The following is a 21,305-nucleotide window of genomic DNA, read 5'->3' on the forward strand; positions in this document are numbered from 1 at the left end:
GATGTCACAGATCCACCAGCAGACCTCCTTGTCGAGGTGCCCCGGCTGCGAGGAGCCGCTGGAGTCGGGCGACCTGTTCTGCGGTGCGTGCGGGTACGACCTGTCGGCCGTACCCCCACCGCCGGACGACCGCCCGACGATGCCCATCGGCGTGCCGGTGACGGGCGCGCCCGGTGCCGGTGCCGCTCCGGGCGCCGGTGCCGCTCCGGGCACCGGCGCGGTGGACTGGCCGGCCGCGTCCGAGGTCGACAGCTCCGATCGGCCCGCCCCCCTGCACCGTGCGGCCGACCTGCCCGGTACGGACTCGGGCGGCAAGCCCCTGCCCACCACGGCCCCGGACCCCGGCCCGTCCCCGGACCCGGTGCGCCACGACGTCCCGGGCGGCCCGGCGGGCGCGGCCGCCCCGGACGACTCGGGCGACTTCGCGCTGGCGGCGCCCGACCCCCGTACGGCGGAGCACACCGCCACCCCGGCGGCGGGCACCAAGCTCTGCGTGGCCTGCCGTTCGGGCCGGGTGGACACCGACGGCTACTGCGAGAACTGCGGCCACGCGCAGCCCCGCGAGCGGGACCACATGGAACAGGAACTGGGCTCGGTGGCCGCGGTCAGCGACCGGGGTCTGCGCCACCACCGCAACGAGGACTCCTTCGCGGTGTCCTCGACCGCCCTGCCGGACGGCTCACCGGCCGTCGTCGCGATCGTCTGCGACGGCGTCTCCTCCGCGAGCCGCCCCGACGAGGCCTCGGCCGCCGCCGCGAGCTGCGCCAACGAGACACTGCTGGAGTCGCTGCCGCGCGGTACGCATCCGCAGCAGGCGATGCACGACGCGATCATCGCCGCCTCGGAAGCGGTCAACGCGCTGGCCCAGGAGCCGGTGCGGGTGCCGGAGCACGAGACCCACCGGCATCAGAACGCCCCGGCCTGCACCCTGGTCGGCGCGATCATGGCGGGCGGTCTGCTGGTGATCGGCTGGGTCGGTGACAGCCGGGTCTACTGGGTCCCGGACGACCGCGCCAACCCGCCCGCCCGGCTCACCGAGGACGACTCGTGGGCCGCGCAGATGGTGGCGGCCGGTCTGATGAACGAGGCGGAGGCGTACGCGGACGAGCGCGCCCACGCCATCACGGGCTGGCTCGGCGCCGACAGCTACGAACTGGAGCCGCACACCGCCTCGTTCAAGCCGGACCGGCCGGGTCTGGTGGTGGTGTGCACGGACGGGCTCTGGAACTACGCGGAGTCCGCCGCGGAGATGGCCGCGGCCGTACCCCCGGACGCGTACGCGCGGCCGCTGCACGGCGCCCAGGTACTGGTGGGGCACGCGCTCGACGGCGGGGGCCACGACAACATCACAGTGGCGCTGCTGCCGTTCGCCGTACCTCCGCAGGGGGAAGGATCGGCCCACAGCACCGCGTGAGCCCCGGTTCCCGCTTCACCGGTCCTCCGGCCGTATCCCCGTCCTCCGGCTGATTCCCGCCTCTAGGAGCCGATCAGATGGCCAACTTCTCCAAGTCGAACGTGCCGCAGTTCTCGGTCGAGGTGTACCAGAACGAATTCCTGCCCGACGGCGGCCGTGAGGTCAACGCGATCGTCACGGTCACCTCGACCGGCGGCGGCACCACCGGCGGCATACCGCTGAGCGGTACGCCGGCCACGCCCACGTACCTTCCCGGGCAGGCGCCGAACGCCGCCGTGGTGATCATGGTCGACTGCTCCGGGTCGATGGACTACCCGCCGACGAAGATGCGCAACGCCCGTGACGCGACGGCCGCGGCCATCGACACCCTGCGCGAGGGCACCCGCTTCTCGGTGGTCGCCGGTACGCATGTGGCCAAGGACATCTATCCCGGCAACGGGCGGCTCGCCACCGCCGACGCGCAGACCAAGGCACAGGCGAAGGACGCGCTGCGCCGGCTCAGCGCGGGCGGCGGCACCGCGATCGGCACCTGGCTGCGGCTCACCGACCGGCTGCTGGCCGCCGCCGACGCGGACATCCGGCACGGCATCCTGCTGACCGACGGCCGCAACGAGCACGAGTCCCCGCAGGACCTGCGGGCCGCCCTCGAATCCTGTGCGGGCCGCTTCACCTGCGACGCCCGCGGGGTCGGCACCGACTGGGAGGTGAAGGAGGTCACCGCCATCGCCTCCGCGCTCCTGGGAACGGCCGACATCGTCGCCGACCCGGCGGGCCTGGCCGCGGACTTCACACAGATGATGGAGAACGCGATGGGCAAGGAGGTCGCGGACGTGGCGCTGCGGCTCTGGACGCCCGTCGGGGTCGAGATCCGGTTCGTGAAGCAGGTGGCGCCCACCGTCGCCGACCTGACCGGCAGGCGCACCGAGGCGGGGCCGCGCGCCGGGGACTACCCCACCGGTTCCTGGGGCGACGAGTCCCGCGACTATCACGTGTGCGTCCAGGTCCCCCAGGCCGGAATCGGACAGGAGATGCTGGCGGCCCGCGTCTCGCTGATCCTTCCCGACCCCTCGGGCGGCGCTCCGCAGGCCCTGTCGCAGGGACTCGTACGGGCGGTGTGGACGGACGACATGGCCGCGTCCACCTCGATCAATCCGCAGGTCGCGCACTACACGGGACAGGCCGAACTGGCACAAGTCATCCAGCAGGGACTCGACGCACGCAAGTCGGGCGACTTCGACGGCGCGACCGCGAAACTGGGCCGCGCGGTGCAGCTCGCCTCGGCCTCCGGGAACGAGGACACCGCGAAACTGCTTTCGAAGGTGGTCGACGTCGTCGATGCGGCGACCGGTACTGTGCGACTGAAGGCGAAGGTCGCGGAGGCGGACGAGATGACCCTCGAAACCCGCTCCACCAAGACCGTTCGCGTCAAGAAGTAGCGAGAGCGCAACACACCGCGACCGAATGAGCATGACGGCCTGCGGGCCGGACGAGGAGAGGGGGAAGCGCCGACATGCCGACCTGCCCGAACGGACACCAGTCGGGTTCCGAGGACTGGTGCGAGGTCTGCGGACACCGCATGGCCGGAGCGGGTGCGCCCGCCGGCGCGGTACCGCCGCCGCCTCCCCCGCCGCCCGCGCCCGGTTACGGCTTCCCACAGGGCCCCGGCCCCGGCTCGCAGCCGACCGTGCAGGCCGAGCTGTGCCCGCAGTGCCGCACCCCGCGTGAGGCGATGGCGCCGTTCTGCGAGGAGTGCCGCTGGAACTTCCTCACCAACACGGCGACCTCGTACACCCCGATCGCCCCGCCGCACGGCGCCCAGAGCGGCAGCCCGGTGCCGGGGCTCAATCTGCCGCCCGGCTTCCAGGCCCAGCAGCCTCCGCAGCAGGCGTCGCCCCCGCAGCCCCCGCAGCAGCAGTCGGCACCGCCGCAGCAGCCGCGTGATCCGTTCGAGTACCAGGGCTCGCGCCCCTCGCAGGTGAACCGCCCGGCCGAACCGCTCGCGCCGGAGCAGCCCGGCCACGGTGGCCATCCCGGTCCTGGGCAGCCCGGCCTGGGTGGCCAGCCCGGTCCCGGTGGCCAGGGTGGGCCGCCTCCGCCGTCGTTCCAGCAGGGGCCTCCGCCGTCGTTCCAGCAGAGCGCGCCGCCCCCGCAGTCGTTCCAGCAGCAGCCCGCCCCGCCCTCGTTCCAGCAGCAGTCGGCGCCTTCGCCGTTCCCGCCGCACCAGCAGCAGTCGGCACCGCCCGCGCCGCCGCAGCCGCAGGCCCCGCAGACCGGCGGGGACGACTGGATGCTGTCACCGCCCTCGCAGGCACAGGCACCGCAGGCGCCCCAGGCACCGCAGGCGCCCCAGGCACCGCAGGCGCCCATCCCGCAGCTGCCGCAGGGATTCCAGGCTCAGGTCCCGCAGACACCCCGGACGTCCCAGGGGCCGCAGGGAGCACCGCAGTTCCCGGGGCAGGGACACGACCAGGGGCAGCACCAGCAGCCCGTCGCCGCCCCTGCCGCCGCCACCACCTGGACGGCCGTGATCGCCCCGGACCGTGAGTACTTCCTGGCGATGATGCAGCGCAGCGGCCCCGAGGCGACCGGGCTCAACCTGCCCGCGTACTCCCCGGAGCAGCGCCTCGCGCTCACCGGCAGCCAGATCACCATCGGGCGCCGCCGGCACAGCACCGGGGAGTCGCCCGACGTCGACCTCTCGGTGCCGCCGGAGGACCCGGGCGTCTCGCACCAGCACGCGGTGCTGGTGCAGCAGCCCGACGGCAGCTGGGCCGTGGTCGACCAGAACTCCACCAACGGCACCACGCTCAACGGTGCCGAGGACCCGATCCAGCCCTATGTCCCCGTCCCCCTCCAGGACGGTGACCAGGTGCACGTCGGCGCCTGGACGACGATCACGGTCCGCCGGGACTAACGGGGGTCCCGGTCCACGCCCTCGGCCAGCGGCCAGGCGTACGGACCCTCCGGGTCGTCCAGCCACGCCCACTGCCCTTCCGGCCCGACCGTGATGCCGTATCTCTCCCTCCGGGGGCGCCGCTCGCGCCGCCAGAGGGAGAGTGCTTCGTGCGGATCGAGACTGCCCTCGGTCAGGGTCAGCAGGAAATGGAAGAGGTCATCGTCGAACACGTCCCTCGGCAGTCCGCCGAGGGGCCGGCGCCGGCCGGGCGGGGGCAGCGCACCGCGCAGATGCACGAAGTACGCCGGGGTGTGCAGGAACCGGCCCTCCGCGTACCGGCCGTGCGCCGTCTCCCGTACGCCCAGGGAGATCAGCCCGGTCGCGAACGGGGCCAGGATCCGCCCGTCCGGCCGGCACTGGGCCAGCCAGGCGTGCGGTACGGACGGCAGGGTGCAGGTGGCGATGATCCGGTCGTACGGGGCCCGCGCCGGGCAGCCGCGCGCCCCGTCGCCCGTGATCACCGCCGGGCGGTAGCCGGCCGCGGCGAGGTGCCGGGCGGCGGACTCCGTGATCTCGGGGTCCAGGTCGACGGTGGTCACGGCCCGGTCGCCGAGCCGGTGGGCGAGCAGCGCCGCGTTGTATCCGGTGCCCGCGCCGATCTCCAGGACCGTGTGCCCGTCCCGTACGTCCAGTTCGTCGAGCATCCGGGCCATCAGGGAGGGCTGGCTGCTCGACGAGATGAGTTCGCCGTCCCTGATCCGGGTGGCCAGCGGGGCGTCCGCGTACACCCCGCGCAGCCAGCGTCCGCGCCGTACGGGGTGGGGGTCCTCGCCCCAGAGCCGTTCGTACCCGCGGGAACCGCTGGTGTAGAAGTACGGCACGAACAGATGGCGCGGTACGTCCTCGAAGGCGGCCCGCCAGGCGGGGTCCCCGAGCGCTCCGGCCGCCGCGAGAGCCCGCGCCAGGGACCACCGCGCCGCCTCGGCGTCGGCCGCGAACTGTTCGTGGTGTGCTCCCATGCCCCCACTGTCCTGCGGCGGCGCTCCGGGGGCGAGTACCGCGACGGGCTCCGTGGCGGGTGTTGCGGTCGGGGCGGCCGGGCGGGTGTACGGGCGTTGCGGGGGCGGGCGTATGGACGAGGGTCCTAGGACCCGGGTCCTCGGCCGGTGCGTCTGCGACCATGGACGGGTGACAGAGATTCCGCACGGCACGCTTCAGGAGCAGACCTTCTACGAGCAGGTCGGCGGCGAGGAGACCTTCCGGCGCCTGGTCCACCGCTTCTACGAGGGGGTCGCGGACGACGAGCTGCTGCGACCGATGTACCCGGAGGAGGATCTGGGCCCGGCCGAGGAGCGGTTCACGCTGTTCCTGATCCAGTACTGGGGCGGCCCCCGGACCTACGGCGAGAAGCGCGGGCACCCCCGGCTGCGGATGCGGCACGTCCCGTTCCGGGTCGACCGGGCCGCTCATGACGCCTGGCTGGGCCATATGCGGGTCGCGCTCGACGAGCTCGGCCTGGCGCCCGAACACGAGCAGCAGCTGTGGAAATACCTCACCTACGCCGCCGCCTCGATGATCAACACCGAGGACTGATATCCGGAATACAGCACTCCATCCCCGGATAACGGTCACGATCGGATCAAGGTAACCCCGCAAGCGGTTTCCATAACCCTGTGCCCTCTGAAAGCATCACGTGGACGTCGGGGGGCGTGCGGGTTCAGGGGTTCTGGGGGGTCAGGTGACGGGTTTCGTCTTTCTGCGGGTGAGGGCGCACCGGCTCCTTCTCGCCGCGGCGCTCCTGGCGGTGCTGCTCACCACATCGGTACTGGCGGCGCTCACCGCGTTCTCCGGTTCCGTGGGCGATGCCGCACTGCGTCACACGCTCACCAACCGCTCCGCCGCCTCCGCCTCCCTGGTCGTCTCCGCCCAGGTGGACCAGCAGAACCGGCAGGAGCGCGAGCAGGCGGAGCAGGCCGCCCGCAAGGCGGCCCGCGAGACCTTCGCCGGGCTGCCCGTGACCGTACGGAAGCTGGAGAGCTCGGGGCCGTACGCACTGCCGCGCGACCTCCAGTCCCCGGCCGCCCGGCGCGGTGAGCCCGACCTCACCCACTTCGCCGCGCTCGACCGCAGCCGGGTCCGGCTCACCGAGGGCCGGCTGCCGGTGGCCACGAAGGGCGGGGGTCCCGTACAGGTGGCCCTGCCCGGTGTCGCCGCCGAGACCCTGAAGCTGAAGCCGGGCTCCCGGCTCACCCTCACCGACCGGCTGAGCGAGACCCGGCAGCAGGTGCTGATCACCGGCCTGTACGAGGTGTCCGACCAGACCGACGCGTACTGGCAGCTGGACTCGCTCAGCGGGCGCGGTGTCCGCAAGGTCGTCTTCACCACCTACGGTCCGCTGCTCACCGATCCCGCGCTGCTCGGCTCCGGCCGGCTCAGCACCGGCGACACCTCCTGGCTGGCCACGGCCGACTTCCGGACGGTGACCACCGACTCCATGGACGCGCTGCGCACGGCGTCCACCGACGGGCCGAAGGCCCTGCTGGCCACCCCGGTGTTCAAGAACGGCGCCACCGCGCGGATCGGGCTGCCCACCGTTCTCGACCAGACCGAGCGGGCACTCCTCGTCGCCCGCTCGACGCTGATGATCGTCGCGGTGCAGCTCGTCCTGCTCGCCGCGTACGCCCTGCTGCTGGTGGCCCGGCTGCTGAGCAGCGAACGCGGCGGCGAGACCGAACTGCTGCGGGCCCGCGGCGGTTCGCGTGGCCGGATCACGTCGTTCGCGGCGATCGAGGCGCTGATGCTCGCGGTGCCCGCCGCCGTCATCGCCCCGCTGCTCGCGGGGCCGCTGACCCGGCTGCTCGCGGAGCGCAGCGAACTCTCGCGGATCGGGCTGCGGTTCGGGGAGGCGACCACAGGCACGGTGTGGCTGGTCGCCGCCACCGTCGCGCTGGCCTGCGCACTGGCCGTGGTGGCGCCCGCGCTGGCCGCCAGTGCGGGCGGCGGCCGCAAGGCGCGCGCCGCCTCCCTCCCCGGCCCGGTGCGCGCGGGTGCCGACATCGGACTGCTGCTGATCGCCGCGGTGGCGTACTGGCAGCTGGACCGCCAGACCGGCGGCTCCGGCGGCGGGGCGCTCAGCGGTGACCGGGAGGGGGACCTCGGCATCGATCCGCTGCTGGTGGCCGCCCCCGCGCTGGCGCTGCTCGCCGGCACCGTACTGACCCTGCGGCTGCTGCCCCCGGCCGCGAAGCTCGCGGAGCGCCGCGCGGCGAGCGGCCGCGGGCTGCCCGCCGCGCTGGCCGGCTGGCAGTTCAGCCGCCGGCCGCTGCGCGGTGCCGGACCGGTGCTGCTGCTCGTCCTCTCGGTCGCGATGGGCATGCTGGCGATCGGTCAGAGCGCTTCGTGGAACCGCTCGCAGGGCGACCAGGCGGACTTCCGCTCCGGTGCCTCGGTCCGCATGGTGGGCGGGCTCAGCGGCGATCCGGCGACGGCCGCCGCGTACCTGGGACTTCCCGGGGTACGGGAGGCGGCGCCCGCCTACCGCACGGAGGTGGAGCTTTCCGGCGGGCGCATGGGCCAGGTCATCGCCCTGGACACCGGGCACGCCGACGAGGGCATGCTGATCCGCGCCGACCTCGCCGACGGGAAGCCGCGGCAGCTGTTCGACGCGATCGCCCCGGCGAAGGCCGTCCGTACCGGGCTGTTGCTGCCCAAGGGCAGCGAGCGGCTGACGTTCGACGCGCGGATCGACGGCCGGGCGGCGGGGAAGCCGGCCTCGGGAGCCCCGGATCCGGGGCCGACGGTCACCGTGCTGCTGGAGGACCGTTACGGCCTTCCGTACCGGATACTCGCCGGGCAGATACCCATCGACGGCAAGCCGCACCCCCTCTCGCTCCCCGTGGCCGCCGCGGCCGAACTGGCCGTGACCGGCTTCGAGATCGACGACCAGCCGGCCGGGGACCGCACCCGGCAGCGCCGGTTCACCGTGAGCGGGCTGGGCGCCACGACCGCCGGTGGCGGGCGGCAGCCGCTGCGCGCGCAGGACGGACTGCGCTGGCAGGCCGGCACGACGATCAACGAACTCGGCGAGGAGCGGCCGGGTCCGGTTCCGGCCGAGGCGAAGACGTCCGGCGACGCACCGGTCTTCGACTACAACACCGGGATCTCCCAGGAGGGGCTGTCGGAGTACATCCCCGCGACCAGCACCCTGCGGATCGCCACCGTCCGCCCGAAGGCGGCACCGCTCAAGGCGGTCGTGACGGACGCGTATCTGAAGGCCGCGGGCGCGAAGCTGGGCGATGAGGTCGACGTCACCCTGTCCGGGAACGTGGTGCGGGTGGCGCTCGTGAAGTCCGTACGCCAGCTGCCCACGACCGGCGCCGATGCCCTGACGGAATCCGGGGACTCCGCGTCCCGGGCCAAGGACGGCGGCGGCATGCTGCTCGACCTGCGGTCCGTCACCGAACTGCTCGCCGAACGGGCGGGGGCCACCATCTCCCCCACCGAGTGGTGGATGAGTACCGACCCGGGCGGCTCCTCGAAGGCGGCCGCCGCGCTGCGCGAGCTGCCCGACACCGACCCGGCCCAGGTCCAGGTGCGCGACGAGACCGCCCAGGACCTGGTCAACGACCCGCTGGGGGCGGGGCCGCAGTCCGCGCTGCTCGCCGTGACGGTGGTGGCCGCCGCGCTGGCGGCGGTCGGCTTCGCGGTCAGCGCGGCGGGCTCGCAGCGCGAACGGTCCGCGGAGTTCGCGGTACTGCGGGCCCTGGGGGCGCCGCGCCGCCGGCTGGCCCGGATGATCGCCGCCGAACAGGGCGTGCTGATCACCATCGCGCTGCTGGTCGGGCTGGCCCTCGGAGCCGCGCTGACCAGGGCGGTCGTGCCGCTCATCGTGCTGACCAGGCAGGCGGCCCAGCCGGTGCCCGAGGTCCTGGTGCAGTTGCCGGCCGGCCAGGTCGCCGCGCTGCTGGCCGGGGTCGCCGCGCTGCCGTTGCTGACCGTCGCGGCGATCGCGCTGCGCCGCGCCGACCCGGCGGTATCGCTGCGCCACCAGGGGGACAACTGACATGAGTGACGACCAGAACCAGACCCCCGGAACCCCGGGGGGCACGGACAGGACCGGGGCCGTCGCACGGGGCGCGGCCTGCGCCCCCTGGATCCGTACCCGGCTGCGTACCGCTCCGGGCGCCGCGGCGGCGCTCGCGGGGCTGGTGCTGCTGACCTCGTTCCTCGCCGCCGCGTTCCCGCGTTCGGTGGAGGCGTACGAGACGCGGGGGCTGCGGCACGACATCGTCTCGGCCGCACCGGCGCGCAGCGTCCTGGAGGTGACCTCGCCGCTCCCCGATCCCGAACTGGGCCCGGAGATGCAGGACGCCGCGGTGCGGGACGCCGGGCTGGCCGAGGTCGACGCGGCGCTGAGGAAGATGCTGCCGGAGCCGGTACGGCCCGACCTCCCGCGTTCCTCCTACGGGGTGCACACCACGGACCCCGCCGCCGGGACCGAGCGGTGGCTGGACCGGCCCAACGGGCTGGACCCGAAGCTCACCTTCGCCACCCCGTCGGCGCTCGACAAGCACAGCAGGCTGCGCTCCGGACAGTGGCCGAAGGTCCGGGGCGATGTCAGCGTGGACAGCCGGGAGGTGGAGGCCGCGGTCACCACCGAGACGGCGTCCGCCCTGAAGATCAAGGTCGGCTCCACGGTCTCGGTGCCCACCCGGACCGGTGAACCGCTGACCGTACGGGTCACGGGCATCATCACCGCCCTGCGGCCCGCCGAGAACTACTGGTCCGTCGAGCCGCTGTTCAAGGCACCGGTGCTGACCCCGACGCCGCCGCAGGGGGGCGCGGAGCCGCTGTACTTCTGGACGGCCGCGCTGCTGCTGCCGCCGGACGCCGCGCCCGCCCTGCTCGCCACGCTGAACAAGCCCGAGGTGTACTGGCGCATCGCTCCGGACGCCTCGCGGCTCACCGGGCTCGACGTGGCCGGGCTCCGGTCCGCCGTCGCCTCGCTGGAGAGCGGCCCGGAGCTGCTGAACGTGCGGGAGACCGTGGGTCCCACCGCGACGCTCACCACCTCGCTGGACGACATCCTCCTCGTCCATACGCAGATGCGCTCCGCGATCAGTCCCGTCGTGACGGTCGCCGGGGTCGGGATCGGGGCGGTCGCCGCCGTGGTCCTGTTGATGACGGGCGCCCTGATCGGCGGCCGCCGCCACAGCGAGCTGGCCCTGATGCGCTCGCGCGGCGGCTCCCTGCGGGGCATCGGCCGGCGCCTGTTCACGGAGACCGCGGTGACCGTGCTGCCCGCGGCGGCGCTCGGGCTGCTGCTCGCCGTACTGACCGTCGGGCAGGCCCGGCTGTGGCCCGCGGTGACCGCCGCGGCGGTCACCGCCGCGCTGGTCTGTGTCGCGCTGCCGCTCCGTACGACGTTGCAGCACATCCGGCCGCAACTGCACGGCGCCCGCGACGACATGATGAACGCCCGGCCCTCCCAGCGGCGTACCATCGCCGAACTGACCCTGCTGGTCCTGGCGATCGGCGCGGTCGCCGCGCTGCGCCGCCGGGGCACGGGCGCGGGCGGCGGCACCGACCTGCTGGTCAGCTCCGCACCCGTACTCGTCGGGCTGATCGCGGCCCTCGTCCTCGTACGGCTCTATCCACTGCCGCTGCGGCTGGCCTCGCGCCCCGTCGCCCGGCTGCGCGGGGCCATCGGCTTCCTGTCGCTGGCCCGCGCCGGGCGCGCCTCGTCCAGCGGCACGATGCCGTTGCTGGCGCTGCTGATCGCGCTCACCACGGCGGCGTTCGGCGGCTCGGTGCTCGCGGGGATCGGGGACGCCCGCGACGACGCGGCGCTGACGGCGGTCGGTGCGGACGCGCGGATCACCGGTCCGGACGGGCCCCTCCCGCTGCCGGACGGCCTCGCCGGGCAGGTGCGCAAGGTGGGCGGTGTCGATGATGTGGCGGCCGTCCAGATCGAGTTCGGCGTCGTCCTGCCGGTCGCCCCGGGCGACGGCGGGCAGAAGAGGACCGCCGCCCTGCTGGGCGTCGATCCCCGGTCGTACGCACGGCTGGCGCGGGCAACGGGCCTGGAGTCGTTCCCCGCGGACCGGCTGAAGGCCACCGGCTCGGCGGCCCCGGTCCCCGAGGGCACGGTTCCCTCACAAGACCGGGTGCTCCCCGTGATCGCCTCACCGTCGGTGGCCGAGCGGCTGGGGAAGCGCGCGCACAGCATCGACGCGCTCGCCGGGAACTTCAAGGTGAAGGTCGTGGGTGTCCAGCCGCTCACCTCGGCGGTGCCCAACACCGACTTCATGATCGTCAACAGCGCTTCGCTCACCGCGCGGCAGACCACGGCACTGTTCGTCACGGGCTCACAGCCGGACGCCGAGGAGCTGCGCGCGGCGGCCCGGGACGCGGGCGAGGACCTCGTCGTGCGGCTGCGGTCCGAGGAGCGCGAGGCATACGTCGACAGCCCCATGCAGGAGGGCGCCGGGCAGATCTACGCGGCGGCGATCGCGGCGGGCGCCGGCTACGCGCTGCTCGCCGTGCTGCTGTCGCTGCTCCAGACCGCACCGGAGCGCACCACGCTGCTGGCACGGCTGCGCACCATGGGGCTCACCACCCGGCAGGGCAGGCGGCTCCTCGCGTTCGAGGCCATGCCGCAGGCGCTGCTGGCCGCCCTCGGCGGTCTGGCCGTCGGCTGGGCGACCATCACCCTGCTGGCCCCCGGGGTGAACCTGGCCTCGCTGGCGATGTCCGGCGCCGCCGGATCCGTCCCGAACACCGTTTCGCTGCGTGCCGACCTCTGGTCGCTGGTGCTCCCGGCGCTCGGGGTGGTCGTTCTCGCCGCCTCCGTGGCGGGCGTCCAGGCCTGGTGGGCGAGCCGCCGCGGATCGATCACCGAACTCAGGGCAGGAGACTCCCGATGACGTCGTCCACCGAGACCACTCTGGCGGAACTCGAACAGCGGGCGGCGACACGCCGGGACCGCCCCTCGTACGGGCATGACGCGCTGATCGCGTGCGACCGCCTGGTACGCATCTTCACCACGGACGGGGTGGAGGTGCAGGCCCTCCAGGGGCTCGATCTGCTGGTCACCGAGGGCGAGTTGATGGCGCTGGTCGGCGCGTCCGGCAGCGGCAAGTCCACGCTGATGAACATCCTGGCGGGCCTGGACGTGCCGACGGCCGGATCGGCGAAGGTCGCGGGCTGCGATCTGCTGTCGATGGGACCGAAGGAACGGCTCCGCTACCGCCGTGACGTGGTCGGGTTCGTCTGGCAGCAGACCGCCCGCAACCTGCTGCCGTACCTCACCGCGGTCCAGAACATCACGCTGCCGATGCAGCTGCGCGGCGGTGGCCGGGGAAGCGAACGGGCCGCCCGCGCCGAGTCGTTGCTCCGGATGCTCGACATCGAGGACTGCCGGGACCGGCGGCCGCAGCAGCTGTCCGGCGGGCAGCAGCAGCGGGTGGCCATCGCGGTGGCCCTGGCCAACAACCCCTCGGTGCTGCTCGCCGACGAGCCGACCGGTGAGCTGGACTCGGCCACCGGCGAGCAGGTCTTCGCCGCGTTCCGCCGCGCCAACGAGGAGCTGGGCACGTCCATCGTGATCGTCACGCACGACCAGGCGGTGGCGAGCGAGGTACGCCGTACGGTCGCGATCCGGGACGGCCGTACGTCCTCCGAGGTGCTGCGCCGCACGGAGGTCGACGCGGCGACGGGCCAGGAGTCCCAGGTGGCCCGGGAGTACGCGATGCTCGACCGCGCGGGCCGCCTCCAGCTGCCCGCCGACTACACCGAGGCGCTGGGCATGGAGCACCGGGTGATGCTGGAGCTGGAGCAGGACCACATCGGAGTGTGGCCGGACGCCCCGGAGGGCCAGGCCAAGTAGGGCTGGCACCAGGGCAGTTCGAGGGGGTGGCCCGATGGCGGCCGCCCGCGCGCACTCGTAGCGTCGGACAGGTCATCCTCCCCTGTTCCGAGGAGCATCATGCGTGTCACCTCCTTGTCCGTCGTCGGCCTGGGTCTGGCCGGCCTGCTCGCGGGCGCGGTGCCCGCCGGCGCGGCCGCCCCGACGCCCGCCGCCTCCCCGCGGCAGCACCTCGACTGGGCCCCCTGCCCGGAGCGGTACGAGGAGCTGAACGCGGCGGGCGGGCAGTGCGCCGAGGTCACCGTGCCCCTCGACCACCGGGATCCCGGCGGCCGTACGATCCGGATCGCGATCTCCCGGGTCAAGGCCGCGGACCCCTCCCACCGCCGCGGCATCCTGCTCTCCAACCCCGGCGGACCGGGCGGGACCGGGCTCGACAACACCCTGCGGCTGCGCCCGGCGCTGGGGGACGTGGCGGACCGCTACGACCTGATCGGCTTCGACCCGCGGTTCCTCGGCGACTCCACACCGGTCGGCTGCGCCCCGGCGGCACCGGCCGTGCCGCCGGGCCCCGTCACCTCCGCCCGCGCGGACTTCGAGAAGTCGGTCGCCGCCGCCCGTGACACCGCGCGCCGCTGCGGCCGGCACGGGGACAACGCCGCGCTGCTCCCGCACGCCTCCTCGCGCAATGTCGCCCGGGACATGGACGCGATCCGGGCGGCGCTGGGCGAGCGCAGGCTCTCGTACTACGGCATCTCCTACGGCGCCGATCTGGGCGCCGTCTACACCCAGCTGTTCCCCCGGCGGGCCGACCGGATGGTCATCGACTCCAGCACCGACCCGGCGGCCACCCAGTACGAGCTGTTCCGGTCGGCCGGGAAGCCGCTGGAGGAGGCCCTGGACGCCTGGGCGGACTGGACCGCCCGGCATCACGGCACCTACGCGCTGGGCCGCACGGCCGCCGAGGTGCGGGCCCGGGTGGAGCGGCTCGTGGACGGAGCGGAGCGCCGCCCGGTGGCGATCGCCGGGACCCGCGTCGACGCGCCGGCCCTGCGGCTCGTGCTCCGGCAGCTGATCCAGCACGAGGAGTACGACGCGGGGCTCGCCGGTACGGTGCGCGACCTGGTGGACGCGGCCGCCGGAAAGCCGGTCGAGCCCGGTCCGGAACTGGCGGCGATGCTGGAGCTGCTCGCCTCGCCGGACCTGGCGGACAGCATGCTGGGCGGGGCGCTGTTCATGTGCGGGGACGGCGGCTGGCCGTCCGGCGGCTGGCCCGCGGACCCGGGGACCTATTGGCGGAACTCCCAGCGCAGCCGGGCCCAGCAGCCCGTCTTCGGACCGTTCGTGAACGGGATGATCGCTCCCTGCGCCTTCTGGGAGACCGAGCCGGCCGAGCCCGGGACGAGGATCGGCAACGACGTACCGGTGCTGATGCTCCAGGCGCTGCGCGACAACAACGTCCCGTACGCGGGCGCGTTGGCCCTGCACCGCAGGCTGACCGGCTCCCGGCTGGTGACGGCGGACATCCGCTCGCACGGCGTCTACGGCCGCGGCGTCGACGGACTGCGCCCGGTCCCCTGCGCCGACCGGGCGGTCAACGACTACCTGCGCGACGGCACACTGCCCGCACAGGACGTCATGTGCTCCGCGGACGGCGGTGCCGAGCGATGATCAGCAGGCGTACGGGCCTCACGGCCACAGCGGCGGCGCTCCTGGCGGGCGCGGCAGGACCCGCGGCGGCGGCACCGTCGGGGGGCGGCGCGGGGGCGGCGGCCCGGCCGGCACGGGCCTCGGACCCCGCCGGGCGGCACCGCCTGGGCGCCGACGCGGAGGCGGTCGTGGCGACGGGTGCCACCGCGGTGGTGGCCGAGGTGCAGGGCCCGCACGGCAGCAGGACGGCGAGCGCGGGAACCGCGGATCTGACGGACCCGGGCGCCGAGGTCCCGCACGGCGCCGCGTACCGGATCGGGAGCGACACCAAGACGTTCACCGCCACCGTCGCACTGCAACTGATCGGCGAGGGCCGGCTCGCACTGGACGACACCGTCGAACGGTGGCTGCCGGGACTGGTGCGGGGCAACGGCAACGACGGCACCCGCATCACCGTGAGCCATCTGCTCGGCCAGACGAGCGGGCTGAACGACTACCTCGCGGCATCGCCCGACGCGGCGCGGGCGTTCACCCCGGAGGGCTACCACCGGTCGCGGTTCCGCTCACAGACCGCGCGGGAGCAACTGGCCGCCGCTCTCGCCGGTCCACCCCAATGGCTCCCGGACCCGGTGGACTCTCCGGGAAGCAGGCGCCGTTGGGGGTACTCCAACACCAACTACACCCTCATGGGCCTGGTGATCGAAGAGGTGACGGGGCACCCCTGGGCGCAGGAGATCCACGACCGGATCATCGGACCTCTCGGCCTGCGCCACACCTCCTCACCGGGCACCTCCCCCTATGTGCCGGGCCCGACGGCCAGGGCGTACACCAGGTTTCCCGGCGAGGACGGTCTCACGGACACGACGCTGACGTACGGGGGCGGCGCCGACGGGTGCCTGATCAGTACGGCGCACGACCACGGCCGCTTCCTGCGTGCGCTGATGAGCGGCCGTCTGCTGCGCCCGGCCCAACTGGCGGCGATGAAGGAGACGGTGGCGGCCGACGGCTGGATCGACGTGCCCGGGGTGCGCTACGGGCTGGGCATCGCCTGGCGCCCGGTGGCGGGCAGCCGCGGGGGCATCTGGTTCCACGGGGGCACCCACCTGGGCGTCGTCTCGGAGAGCGGGGTGACACCGGACGGCGCACGGGCCGCGACCAGTGGGACGTTCACCCTGCGGATGGGCGGTGCGGGCCAGGACGCCCAGGACCGGGCCGCCCGAAGGCTGGTGGACCGGGCACTCACGGGCAGGTGGTGACCGGCCGGGCGGGCGGCGACGGGCGGCCGGAAGGCGGCGGGCCCGGCCGGGTGCCAAAAGCGCCGCGCGTGTCCGTCAGCGTGGGCCGACGGTGAGGTCCAGGGTGCCGAGTCCGCCGCTCGCCTCGCGGCGCAGGGCGGTGGAGCCGTACGGGGTGCGCAGCCGGAGCCAGCTCCCCGAGGTGAGCAGCGACACGGGGAAGTCCCGGGCGGCCCGGAGGAAGCCGAGGGACTGGGCGGCGTGGACGGCGCGCAGCGGAAGCTCCGTGCCGCCGACCGGCCGGGACCAGATCTCCCGGCCGATGCGGTCGCGTTCGGCCCGGTTGCGGTGCCCCTCGGGCAGTGCCTCGTCGCGGCGGCGGAACTCCGCGACCGCGACGGTGAGCGCGGCGCGCAGGGCGAGCGGACCCGGCAGGCCGGGCAGCTCACGCCAGGGGCCGCGCGGTGGCAGGACACCGGTCCAGGGCGGCCCGGTCACGGCCTCGGGCAGGCCGCCCGCGCCGGGACCGGGGCCGGTCGCCGGACCGGTCCCGGCCGGCTCCCCGACGTCGAGCGATTCGAGGAGTTCTCCGGCCGACACCGTGATGTCGAGCGTCTCGGGCCTGGCGAGCCGCGCCGTCCGGATCGCGAGGACCTCGAACGACGGCGGCCGGCCGAACACCGCCAGTGCGTCGCCGCCACCCGCCTGCAACCGGACCGCGGCGGCCCGGTCGTAGTGGAGGAGCCGGCCGAGGAAGGCGGCGAGATCCGCCGCCTGACTCGGGTCGGCGAAGCGCAGCGACCGCACGGGCACCGTCATGCTGCGGCGGGCTCCTCTGCCAGGTACTCCTGGAGGAAGAGCTTCTCCTCGGCGGAGATCCGCCGGGGCCGCTCCGCGGCCAGGTCGTACGGCACGACGACGGTCGACGCGCGCACGTACACCTGCTCGGGGTCCTTGATCTCGTACGAGATCGTCAGTGACGCGGCACCGATCTTCGTGACCCACGACTCGACGGTCACCGGCGAGTGCCGGTGCACCAGCGGCCGTACGTAGTCGATCTCGTGCCGGGCCACGACGGACCCGCCCGCGAAGGACGGCGAGCCGTCCCCCGGCGCCAGCCGGAACATGAAGTCGATGCGCGCCTCCTCCAGGTAGCGGAGGAAGACCACGTTGTTCACATGGCCGAAGGCGTCCATGTCCGACCAGCGCAGGGGGCAGCTGTAGATATGACGAGCCAAGACGATCAGCCTCGCGTGAGCTTCTTGTACGTGGCGCGGTGCGGGCGGGCCGCGTCCGCACCGAGGCGCTCGATCTTGTTCTTCTCGTACGACTCGAAGTTGCCCTCGAACCAGTACCACTTGGAGTCGCCCTCGTACGCCAGGATGTGCGTGGCGACGCGGTCCAGGAACCAGCGGTCGTGGGAGATGACCACCGCTGCGCCCGGGAACTCCAGGAGGGCGTTCTCCAGCGAGGACAGGGTCTCGACGTCCAGGTCGTTGGTGGGCTCGTCGAGGAGCAGCAGGTTGCCGCCCTCCTTGAGCGTCAGCGCCAGGTTGAGGCGGTTGCGCTCACCACCGGACAGGACACCCGCGGGCTTCTGCTGGTCCGGGCCCTTGAAGCCGAACGCGGAGACGTAGGCGCGCGAGGGCATCTCGACCTGGCCGACGTTGATGTAGTCCAGCTCGTCCGAGACGACGGCCCAGAGGGTCTTCTTCGGGTCGATGTTGGCGCGGGACTGGTCGACGTAGGAGATCTTGACCGTGTCGCCGACCTTGATGGAGCCGGTGTCCGGCGTCTCCAGGCCCTGGATCATCTTGAACAGCGTGGTCTTGCCCGCACCGTTCGGACCGATGACACCGACGATGCCGTTGCGCGGCAGCGTGAACGACAGGTCGTCGATGAGGACCTTGTCGCCGAAGGCCTTGGAGAGGTTCTCGACCTCGACGACGATGGAACCGAGCCGCGGGCCCGGCGGAATCTGGATCTCCTCGAAGTCCAGCTTCCGCATCTTGTCCGCCTCGGCCGCCATCTCCTCGTAACGGGCGAGACGTGCCTTGGACTTGGTCTGCCGGCCCTTGGCGTTGGAGCGGACCCACTCCAGCTCTTCCTTGAGCCGCTTCTGGCGCTTCTCGTCCTTGCGGCCCTCGACCTTGAGGCGCGCCTGCTTCTTCTCCAGGTATGTGGAGTAGTTGCCCTCGTAGGCGATGGCGCGGCCGCGGTCGAGCTCAAGGATCCACTCGGCGACGTTGTTCAGGAAGTACCGGTCGTGGGTCACGGCGATGACGCAGCCCGCGTACTTCGAGAGGTGCTGCTCCAGCCAGTTCACCGACTCGGCGTCGAGGTGGTTGGTGGGCTCGTCGAGGAGGAGCAGGTCCGGGGCCTCGATGAGCAGCTTGCAGAGCGCCACGCGGCGCTTCTCGCCACCGGAGAGGTTGGTGACCGGCCAGTCGCCGGGCGGGCAGCCCAGGGCGTCCATGGCCTGCTCCAGCTGGGCGTCCAGGTCCCACGCGTTGGCGTGGTCCAGGTCCTCCTGGAGCTTGCCCATCTCCTCCATCAGCGCGTCGGAGTAGTCCGTCGCCATGAGCTCGGCGACCTCGTTGAAGCGCGTGAGCTTGCCCATGATCTCGGCGGCGCCGTCCTGGACGTTCTCCAGGACCGTCTTCTCCTCGTCCAGCTTCGGCTCCTGCATGAGGATGCCGACGCTGAACCCGGGCGACAGGAACGCGTCACCGTTGGACGGCTGCTCCAGGCCCGCCATGATCTTCAGCACCGTGGACTTGCCGGCGCCGTTGGGCCCCACGACACCGATCTTCGCGCCGGGCAGGAAGTTCAAGGTGACGTCATCAAGGATCACCTTGTCGCCGTGCGCCTTGCGCGTCTTGCGCATGGTGTAGATGAACTCAGCCAAGAGAAACCGTCCGGCAGCAATAGAGGTGTGGGCAGATACACCCCATCTTGCCTGACGTCCAGCCCAGGAAGGAAACCCGTCCGGTCCCCGGTACACGGCGGCCCCGGTACGCGGGTGGCGTACCGGGGCCCTTGATCAGCGCACCCGCACGGTGCGCGCATCCCTACTCACCGTCGGTGTGCGTCTTCTTCCTGCGCAGGAAGAAGATCGCGCCGCCGCCGACGACCACCAGGACGATGGCGATGCCCGCGATCATCGGGGTGGCGCTGGAGCCGCCGGTCTCGGCGAGGTCGCCCTCGATCCCGGACGAGCTGGTGCCGGTCGAGGCGGGGACGGGCTGCTTGGCGCTCTGGATGTCGATGCCGCCCTCGGTGTCCTTGGTGCTGCCGCTGGTGGCGCAGTCCAGGATGCCCTTGAAGTTCTTCGCGAACCCGCCGGGACCGGTGATGGTGAAGTCGTACGCCTGGTCCTCGGCGACCGGGATGGTGACCGTCCTGGTGGCTCCGGGGGCGATGGTGTGCTCGAAGCCGGCCAGCTCGAAGGTGAACGGCTCGTCGCCCGGGTTGGCCGCGGTGATGTCCACGCCGCCCTTGGCGCAGTTCTTCTTCGCGGTGAGGGCGGGCAGCGCGCCCGTCTCGGCCCAGGTGGCGGTGGCCCGCGCGGAGACCGTGGACTCGCTGGACCCGGCCAGGATCTGGGTCTGGCTCCGGGTCACCCCGGCGAAGGCCCGGCCCACCGGCACGGAGGTGGTGGTCTGGACGGTCAGCGAGGCGGAGCCGTCGGCGGCGTCCTTCGGTATGTCGAAGTACAGCTGGGCGCCGTCGGCCGCCGCGGTGACGGGCTTGCCCGCCTTGTCGGTGACCTTGATGCCGCTGGCCGCGGCGTCGGCGGAGGGCGCCACGGAGACCTGGTCCGCGTCGGTCCGCACCACGACGGGCCCGAGCCGCCGGCCGGCCCGGCCGGAGACCGCGGCGGGGTCCAGCGTCAGGGACGCCTCGGGCTCGGCGACGTTCCTGGCGTGGCTCTCCAGCCAGTCGGCGAGCTTCTCGGCCTGCTTGTCGGAGGCGTTGACGTCGGCGGCGTCCGAGTAGCGCCAGATGGCGACCTGGGTGCCCGCCGCCGCGGTCCGCTCGGTGAGCGGGCCGGTGCCGGCCTCCTCGGCGAGGGCCGCGAGGTCGTCGACCTGCGGGTAGGAGTGCTGAAGGATCCAGCGGATCTTGCCGGCGTTCTTGTTGGCGCCCAGCGAGGTCTGGGCCCAGGGGGTCTCCAGGTACTTCGCCTGGTCCTGCGTGGGGTTGTGCACGTCGATGCAGTACGTCTTGAGCTTGCCGCCGCCGTCGACGGTCATCTCGAAGAGCCCGGCGGGCAGCTCCTGCGCCCGGTCCGGCCGGCCGTCCCGGCCCTCCACGTGGAGCACGGCGCTGTCGAAGGTCTTCAGTCCGTCCAGCGTCGCGGTCGCGCCGCCCTGGTGCTGGGGCACCACCTCGGCCGCCGCTCCGCCCGCGCCCGCCAGCGTGCCGGCCGCGAGAAGGCCGGAGACCAGCGTCGCCGCGCCCAGTCGTGCGAACCCGCGGCGATGTCCTCTCCCCCTCCTCCCCGCTCTGCCGTGACCGCGGTGCACGGTGGTCACATCGGACGGCAAGGTGGACGCTGAAGACGCAGAAAACACAGAATTCCCCTCCGGGCGGGACCTCGCGCGTGGTGCGCATGTGGGGAGTGCCCCGCCAGCAGACTCAAGTGCCCCGTGAGTACTGAGGAATCCTAAGGAACGGGACCATGCACAGTCCCCCGTCCCAGCCTTTGACAACCATTCCGAATCGGAATCGTTATCGCCGCTATCACCCCGCTCACCTGCCATTTCAGGACACCGAAGCCAATTCGGCGTCCTGTTCCCGGCTCTCCGGCGAGGGGGCCGCGCTCCCCTCCGCGCCTCCCCCGCCGGGTGCCGGACGGACCGTCAGGGAGGGCTCCGCCCGCACCGCTCGGCGGAACGCGGCGGTCCCCCGGCCCAGGTCGTGCCCCACCGCCACGGCCTCGATGTCCACGAAAGTGCGGCGCTGACCGTCCCGTTCCTCCTCACGCACCTTCAATCGGCCGTGCACGAGAAGGGGTTCGCCGACCGATACGGATCCGGCCAGATTCGACGCGAGCGCCCGCCATGCCCAGACCGTGTAGAAGCTGGTGTGCCCGTCCGCCCAGTGCTGCTTCTCCCGGTCCCAGCGGCGCGGTGTCGCGGCGAGCCGGAACCGCGCCATCGGGCCGGTGGCCGTCTCCCGGAACTCCACGCCCGTGGCGGCGTTTCCCACCACGGTCACCAAGGTCTCGTTCATGTCCGT

General features: G+C 73.2%; 15 protein-coding genes. 9 read left to right on the forward strand and 6 right to left on the reverse strand.

Features of this window, described 5'->3' with window-relative positions:
• Window position 1: 1 nt before the first annotated feature.
• The 3 genes from ACIGJO_RS18295 to ACIGJO_RS18305 all read left to right on the forward strand — a co-directional run bounded on the left by ACIGJO_RS18295 (window position 2) and on the right by ACIGJO_RS18305 (window position 4,328).
• Window positions 2-1,414, forward strand: coding sequence for a PP2C family serine/threonine-protein phosphatase (locus tag ACIGJO_RS18295; protein ID WP_399959100.1), 1,413 nt, complete (start codon window positions 2-4; stop codon window positions 1,412-1,414).
• 77 nt (window positions 1,415-1,491) lie between these two features.
• Window positions 1,492-2,850, forward strand: coding sequence for a VWA domain-containing protein (locus ACIGJO_RS18300; protein WP_399959102.1), 1,359 nt, complete (start codon window positions 1,492-1,494; stop codon window positions 2,848-2,850).
• A 74-nt stretch (window positions 2,851-2,924) separates the two neighbouring features.
• Window positions 2,925-4,328 (forward strand): FHA domain-containing protein, encoded by a 1,404-nt coding sequence (locus tag ACIGJO_RS18305; RefSeq protein ID WP_399959105.1) that lies wholly within the window; start codon window positions 2,925-2,927, stop codon window positions 4,326-4,328.
• On the opposite strand, the gene ACIGJO_RS18310 is transcribed toward ACIGJO_RS18305, so the two are convergent.
• Window positions 4,325-5,329: a methyltransferase domain-containing protein gene (locus ACIGJO_RS18310; protein ID WP_399959106.1), complete on the reverse strand. Its 1,005-nt coding sequence runs from the start codon at window positions 5,327-5,329 to the stop codon at window positions 4,325-4,327. The two genes, ACIGJO_RS18305 and ACIGJO_RS18310, sit on opposite strands and share 4 nt — an antisense overlap.
• Window positions 5,330-5,498: 169 nt before the next feature.
• Between ACIGJO_RS18310 and ACIGJO_RS18315 the strand changes: the two genes are divergently transcribed.
• The 6 genes from ACIGJO_RS18315 to ACIGJO_RS18340 all read left to right on the forward strand — a co-directional run bounded on the left by ACIGJO_RS18315 (window position 5,499) and on the right by ACIGJO_RS18340 (window position 16,082).
• Complete coding sequence (locus tag ACIGJO_RS18315) at window positions 5,499-5,903, forward strand: globin (RefSeq protein ID WP_399959108.1); 405 nt, start codon at window positions 5,499-5,501, stop codon at window positions 5,901-5,903.
• 145 nt (window positions 5,904-6,048) lie between these two features.
• The gene (locus tag ACIGJO_RS18320) at window positions 6,049-9,372 is read left to right on the forward strand and encodes an FtsX-like permease family protein (RefSeq protein ID WP_399959110.1); all 3,324 of its coding nucleotides are present in this window, start codon (window positions 6,049-6,051) and stop codon (window positions 9,370-9,372) included.
• Between the two features lies 1 nt (window position 9,373).
• Window positions 9,374-12,235, forward strand: a complete 2,862-nt coding sequence (locus tag ACIGJO_RS18325) for an FtsX-like permease family protein (RefSeq protein WP_399959113.1) — start codon at window positions 9,374-9,376, stop codon at window positions 12,233-12,235.
• Window positions 12,232-13,197 carry an ABC transporter ATP-binding protein gene (locus tag ACIGJO_RS18330; protein ID WP_399959115.1) on the forward strand — a complete coding sequence of 322 codons (966 nt, stop codon included), beginning with the start codon at window positions 12,232-12,234 and terminating at the stop codon, window positions 13,195-13,197. Before ACIGJO_RS18325 ends, ACIGJO_RS18330 begins: the two co-directional genes overlap by 4 nt.
• Before the next feature lie 99 nt (window positions 13,198-13,296).
• Complete coding sequence (locus ACIGJO_RS18335; RefSeq protein ID WP_399959117.1) at window positions 13,297-14,847, forward strand: alpha/beta hydrolase; 1,551 nt, start codon at window positions 13,297-13,299, stop codon at window positions 14,845-14,847.
• Entirely contained in the window at window positions 14,844-16,082 is a 1,239-nt protein-coding gene (locus ACIGJO_RS18340; RefSeq protein ID WP_399959120.1) for a serine hydrolase domain-containing protein, read from the forward strand. The genes ACIGJO_RS18335 and ACIGJO_RS18340 overlap by 4 nt, the downstream gene beginning before the upstream one ends.
• A gap of 75 nt (window positions 16,083-16,157) precedes the next feature.
• Here the strand turns inward: ACIGJO_RS18340 and ACIGJO_RS18345 are convergent, their stop codons facing one another.
• From ACIGJO_RS18345 to ACIGJO_RS18365, 5 genes are all read right to left on the reverse strand, one after another.
• A complete protein-coding gene (locus ACIGJO_RS18345; protein ID WP_399959122.1) occupies window positions 16,158-16,880 on the reverse strand; it encodes a hypothetical protein in 723 nt (240 codons plus the stop codon).
• Window positions 16,877-17,299: a thioesterase family protein gene (locus tag ACIGJO_RS18350; RefSeq protein WP_266930768.1), complete on the reverse strand. Its 423-nt coding sequence runs from the start codon at window positions 17,297-17,299 to the stop codon at window positions 16,877-16,879. Before ACIGJO_RS18350 ends, ACIGJO_RS18345 begins: the two co-directional genes overlap by 4 nt.
• A 5-nt stretch (window positions 17,300-17,304) precedes the next feature.
• The gene (gene ettA, locus ACIGJO_RS18355) at window positions 17,305-18,969 is read right to left on the reverse strand and encodes an energy-dependent translational throttle protein EttA (RefSeq protein WP_266930770.1); all 1,665 of its coding nucleotides are present in this window, start codon (window positions 18,967-18,969) and stop codon (window positions 17,305-17,307) included.
• Between the two features lie 163 nt (window positions 18,970-19,132).
• Window positions 19,133-20,638 (reverse strand): LAETG motif-containing sortase-dependent surface protein, encoded by a 1,506-nt coding sequence (locus ACIGJO_RS18360; RefSeq protein WP_399959125.1) that lies wholly within the window; start codon window positions 20,636-20,638, stop codon window positions 19,133-19,135.
• Window positions 20,639-20,828: 190 nt separating this feature from the next.
• Complete coding sequence (locus tag ACIGJO_RS18365; RefSeq protein ID WP_399959127.1) at window positions 20,829-21,299, reverse strand: single-stranded DNA-binding protein; 471 nt, start codon at window positions 21,297-21,299, stop codon at window positions 20,829-20,831.
• Window positions 21,300-21,305: the final 6 nt, after the last annotated feature.

This window comes from Streptomyces sp. NPDC079020, assembly GCF_044542225.1.
Lineage (GTDB): Bacteria > Actinomycetota > Actinomycetes > Streptomycetales > Streptomycetaceae > Streptomyces.

What these genes read in the sequence shown, in the direction of transcription:
- ACIGJO_RS18295 (WP_399959100.1), top strand. Translation starts at nt 2, where the DNA reads ATGTCACAGATCCACCAGCAGACCTCCTTGTCGAGGTGCCCCGGCTGC.
- ACIGJO_RS18300 (WP_399959102.1), top strand. Translation starts at nt 1,492, where the DNA reads ATGGCCAACTTCTCCAAGTCGAACGTGCCGCAGTTCTCGGTCGAGGTG.
- ACIGJO_RS18305 (WP_399959105.1), top strand. Translation starts at nt 2,925, where the DNA reads ATGCCGACCTGCCCGAACGGACACCAGTCGGGTTCCGAGGACTGGTGC.
- ACIGJO_RS18310 (WP_399959106.1), bottom strand. Translation starts at nt 5,329, where the DNA reads ATGGGAGCACACCACGAACAGTTCGCGGCCGACGCCGAGGCGGCGCGG.
- ACIGJO_RS18325 (WP_399959113.1), top strand. Translation starts at nt 9,374, where the DNA reads ATGAGTGACGACCAGAACCAGACCCCCGGAACCCCGGGGGGCACGGAC.
- ACIGJO_RS18330 (WP_399959115.1), top strand. Translation starts at nt 12,232, where the DNA reads ATGACGTCGTCCACCGAGACCACTCTGGCGGAACTCGAACAGCGGGCG.
- ACIGJO_RS18335 (WP_399959117.1), top strand. Translation starts at nt 13,297, where the DNA reads ATGCGTGTCACCTCCTTGTCCGTCGTCGGCCTGGGTCTGGCCGGCCTG.
- ACIGJO_RS18340 (WP_399959120.1), top strand. Translation starts at nt 14,844, where the DNA reads ATGATCAGCAGGCGTACGGGCCTCACGGCCACAGCGGCGGCGCTCCTG.
- ACIGJO_RS18345 (WP_399959122.1), bottom strand. Translation starts at nt 16,880, where the DNA reads ATGACGGTGCCCGTGCGGTCGCTGCGCTTCGCCGACCCGAGTCAGGCG.
- ACIGJO_RS18365 (WP_399959127.1), bottom strand. Translation starts at nt 21,299, where the DNA reads ATGAACGAGACCTTGGTGACCGTGGTGGGAAACGCCGCCACGGGCGTG.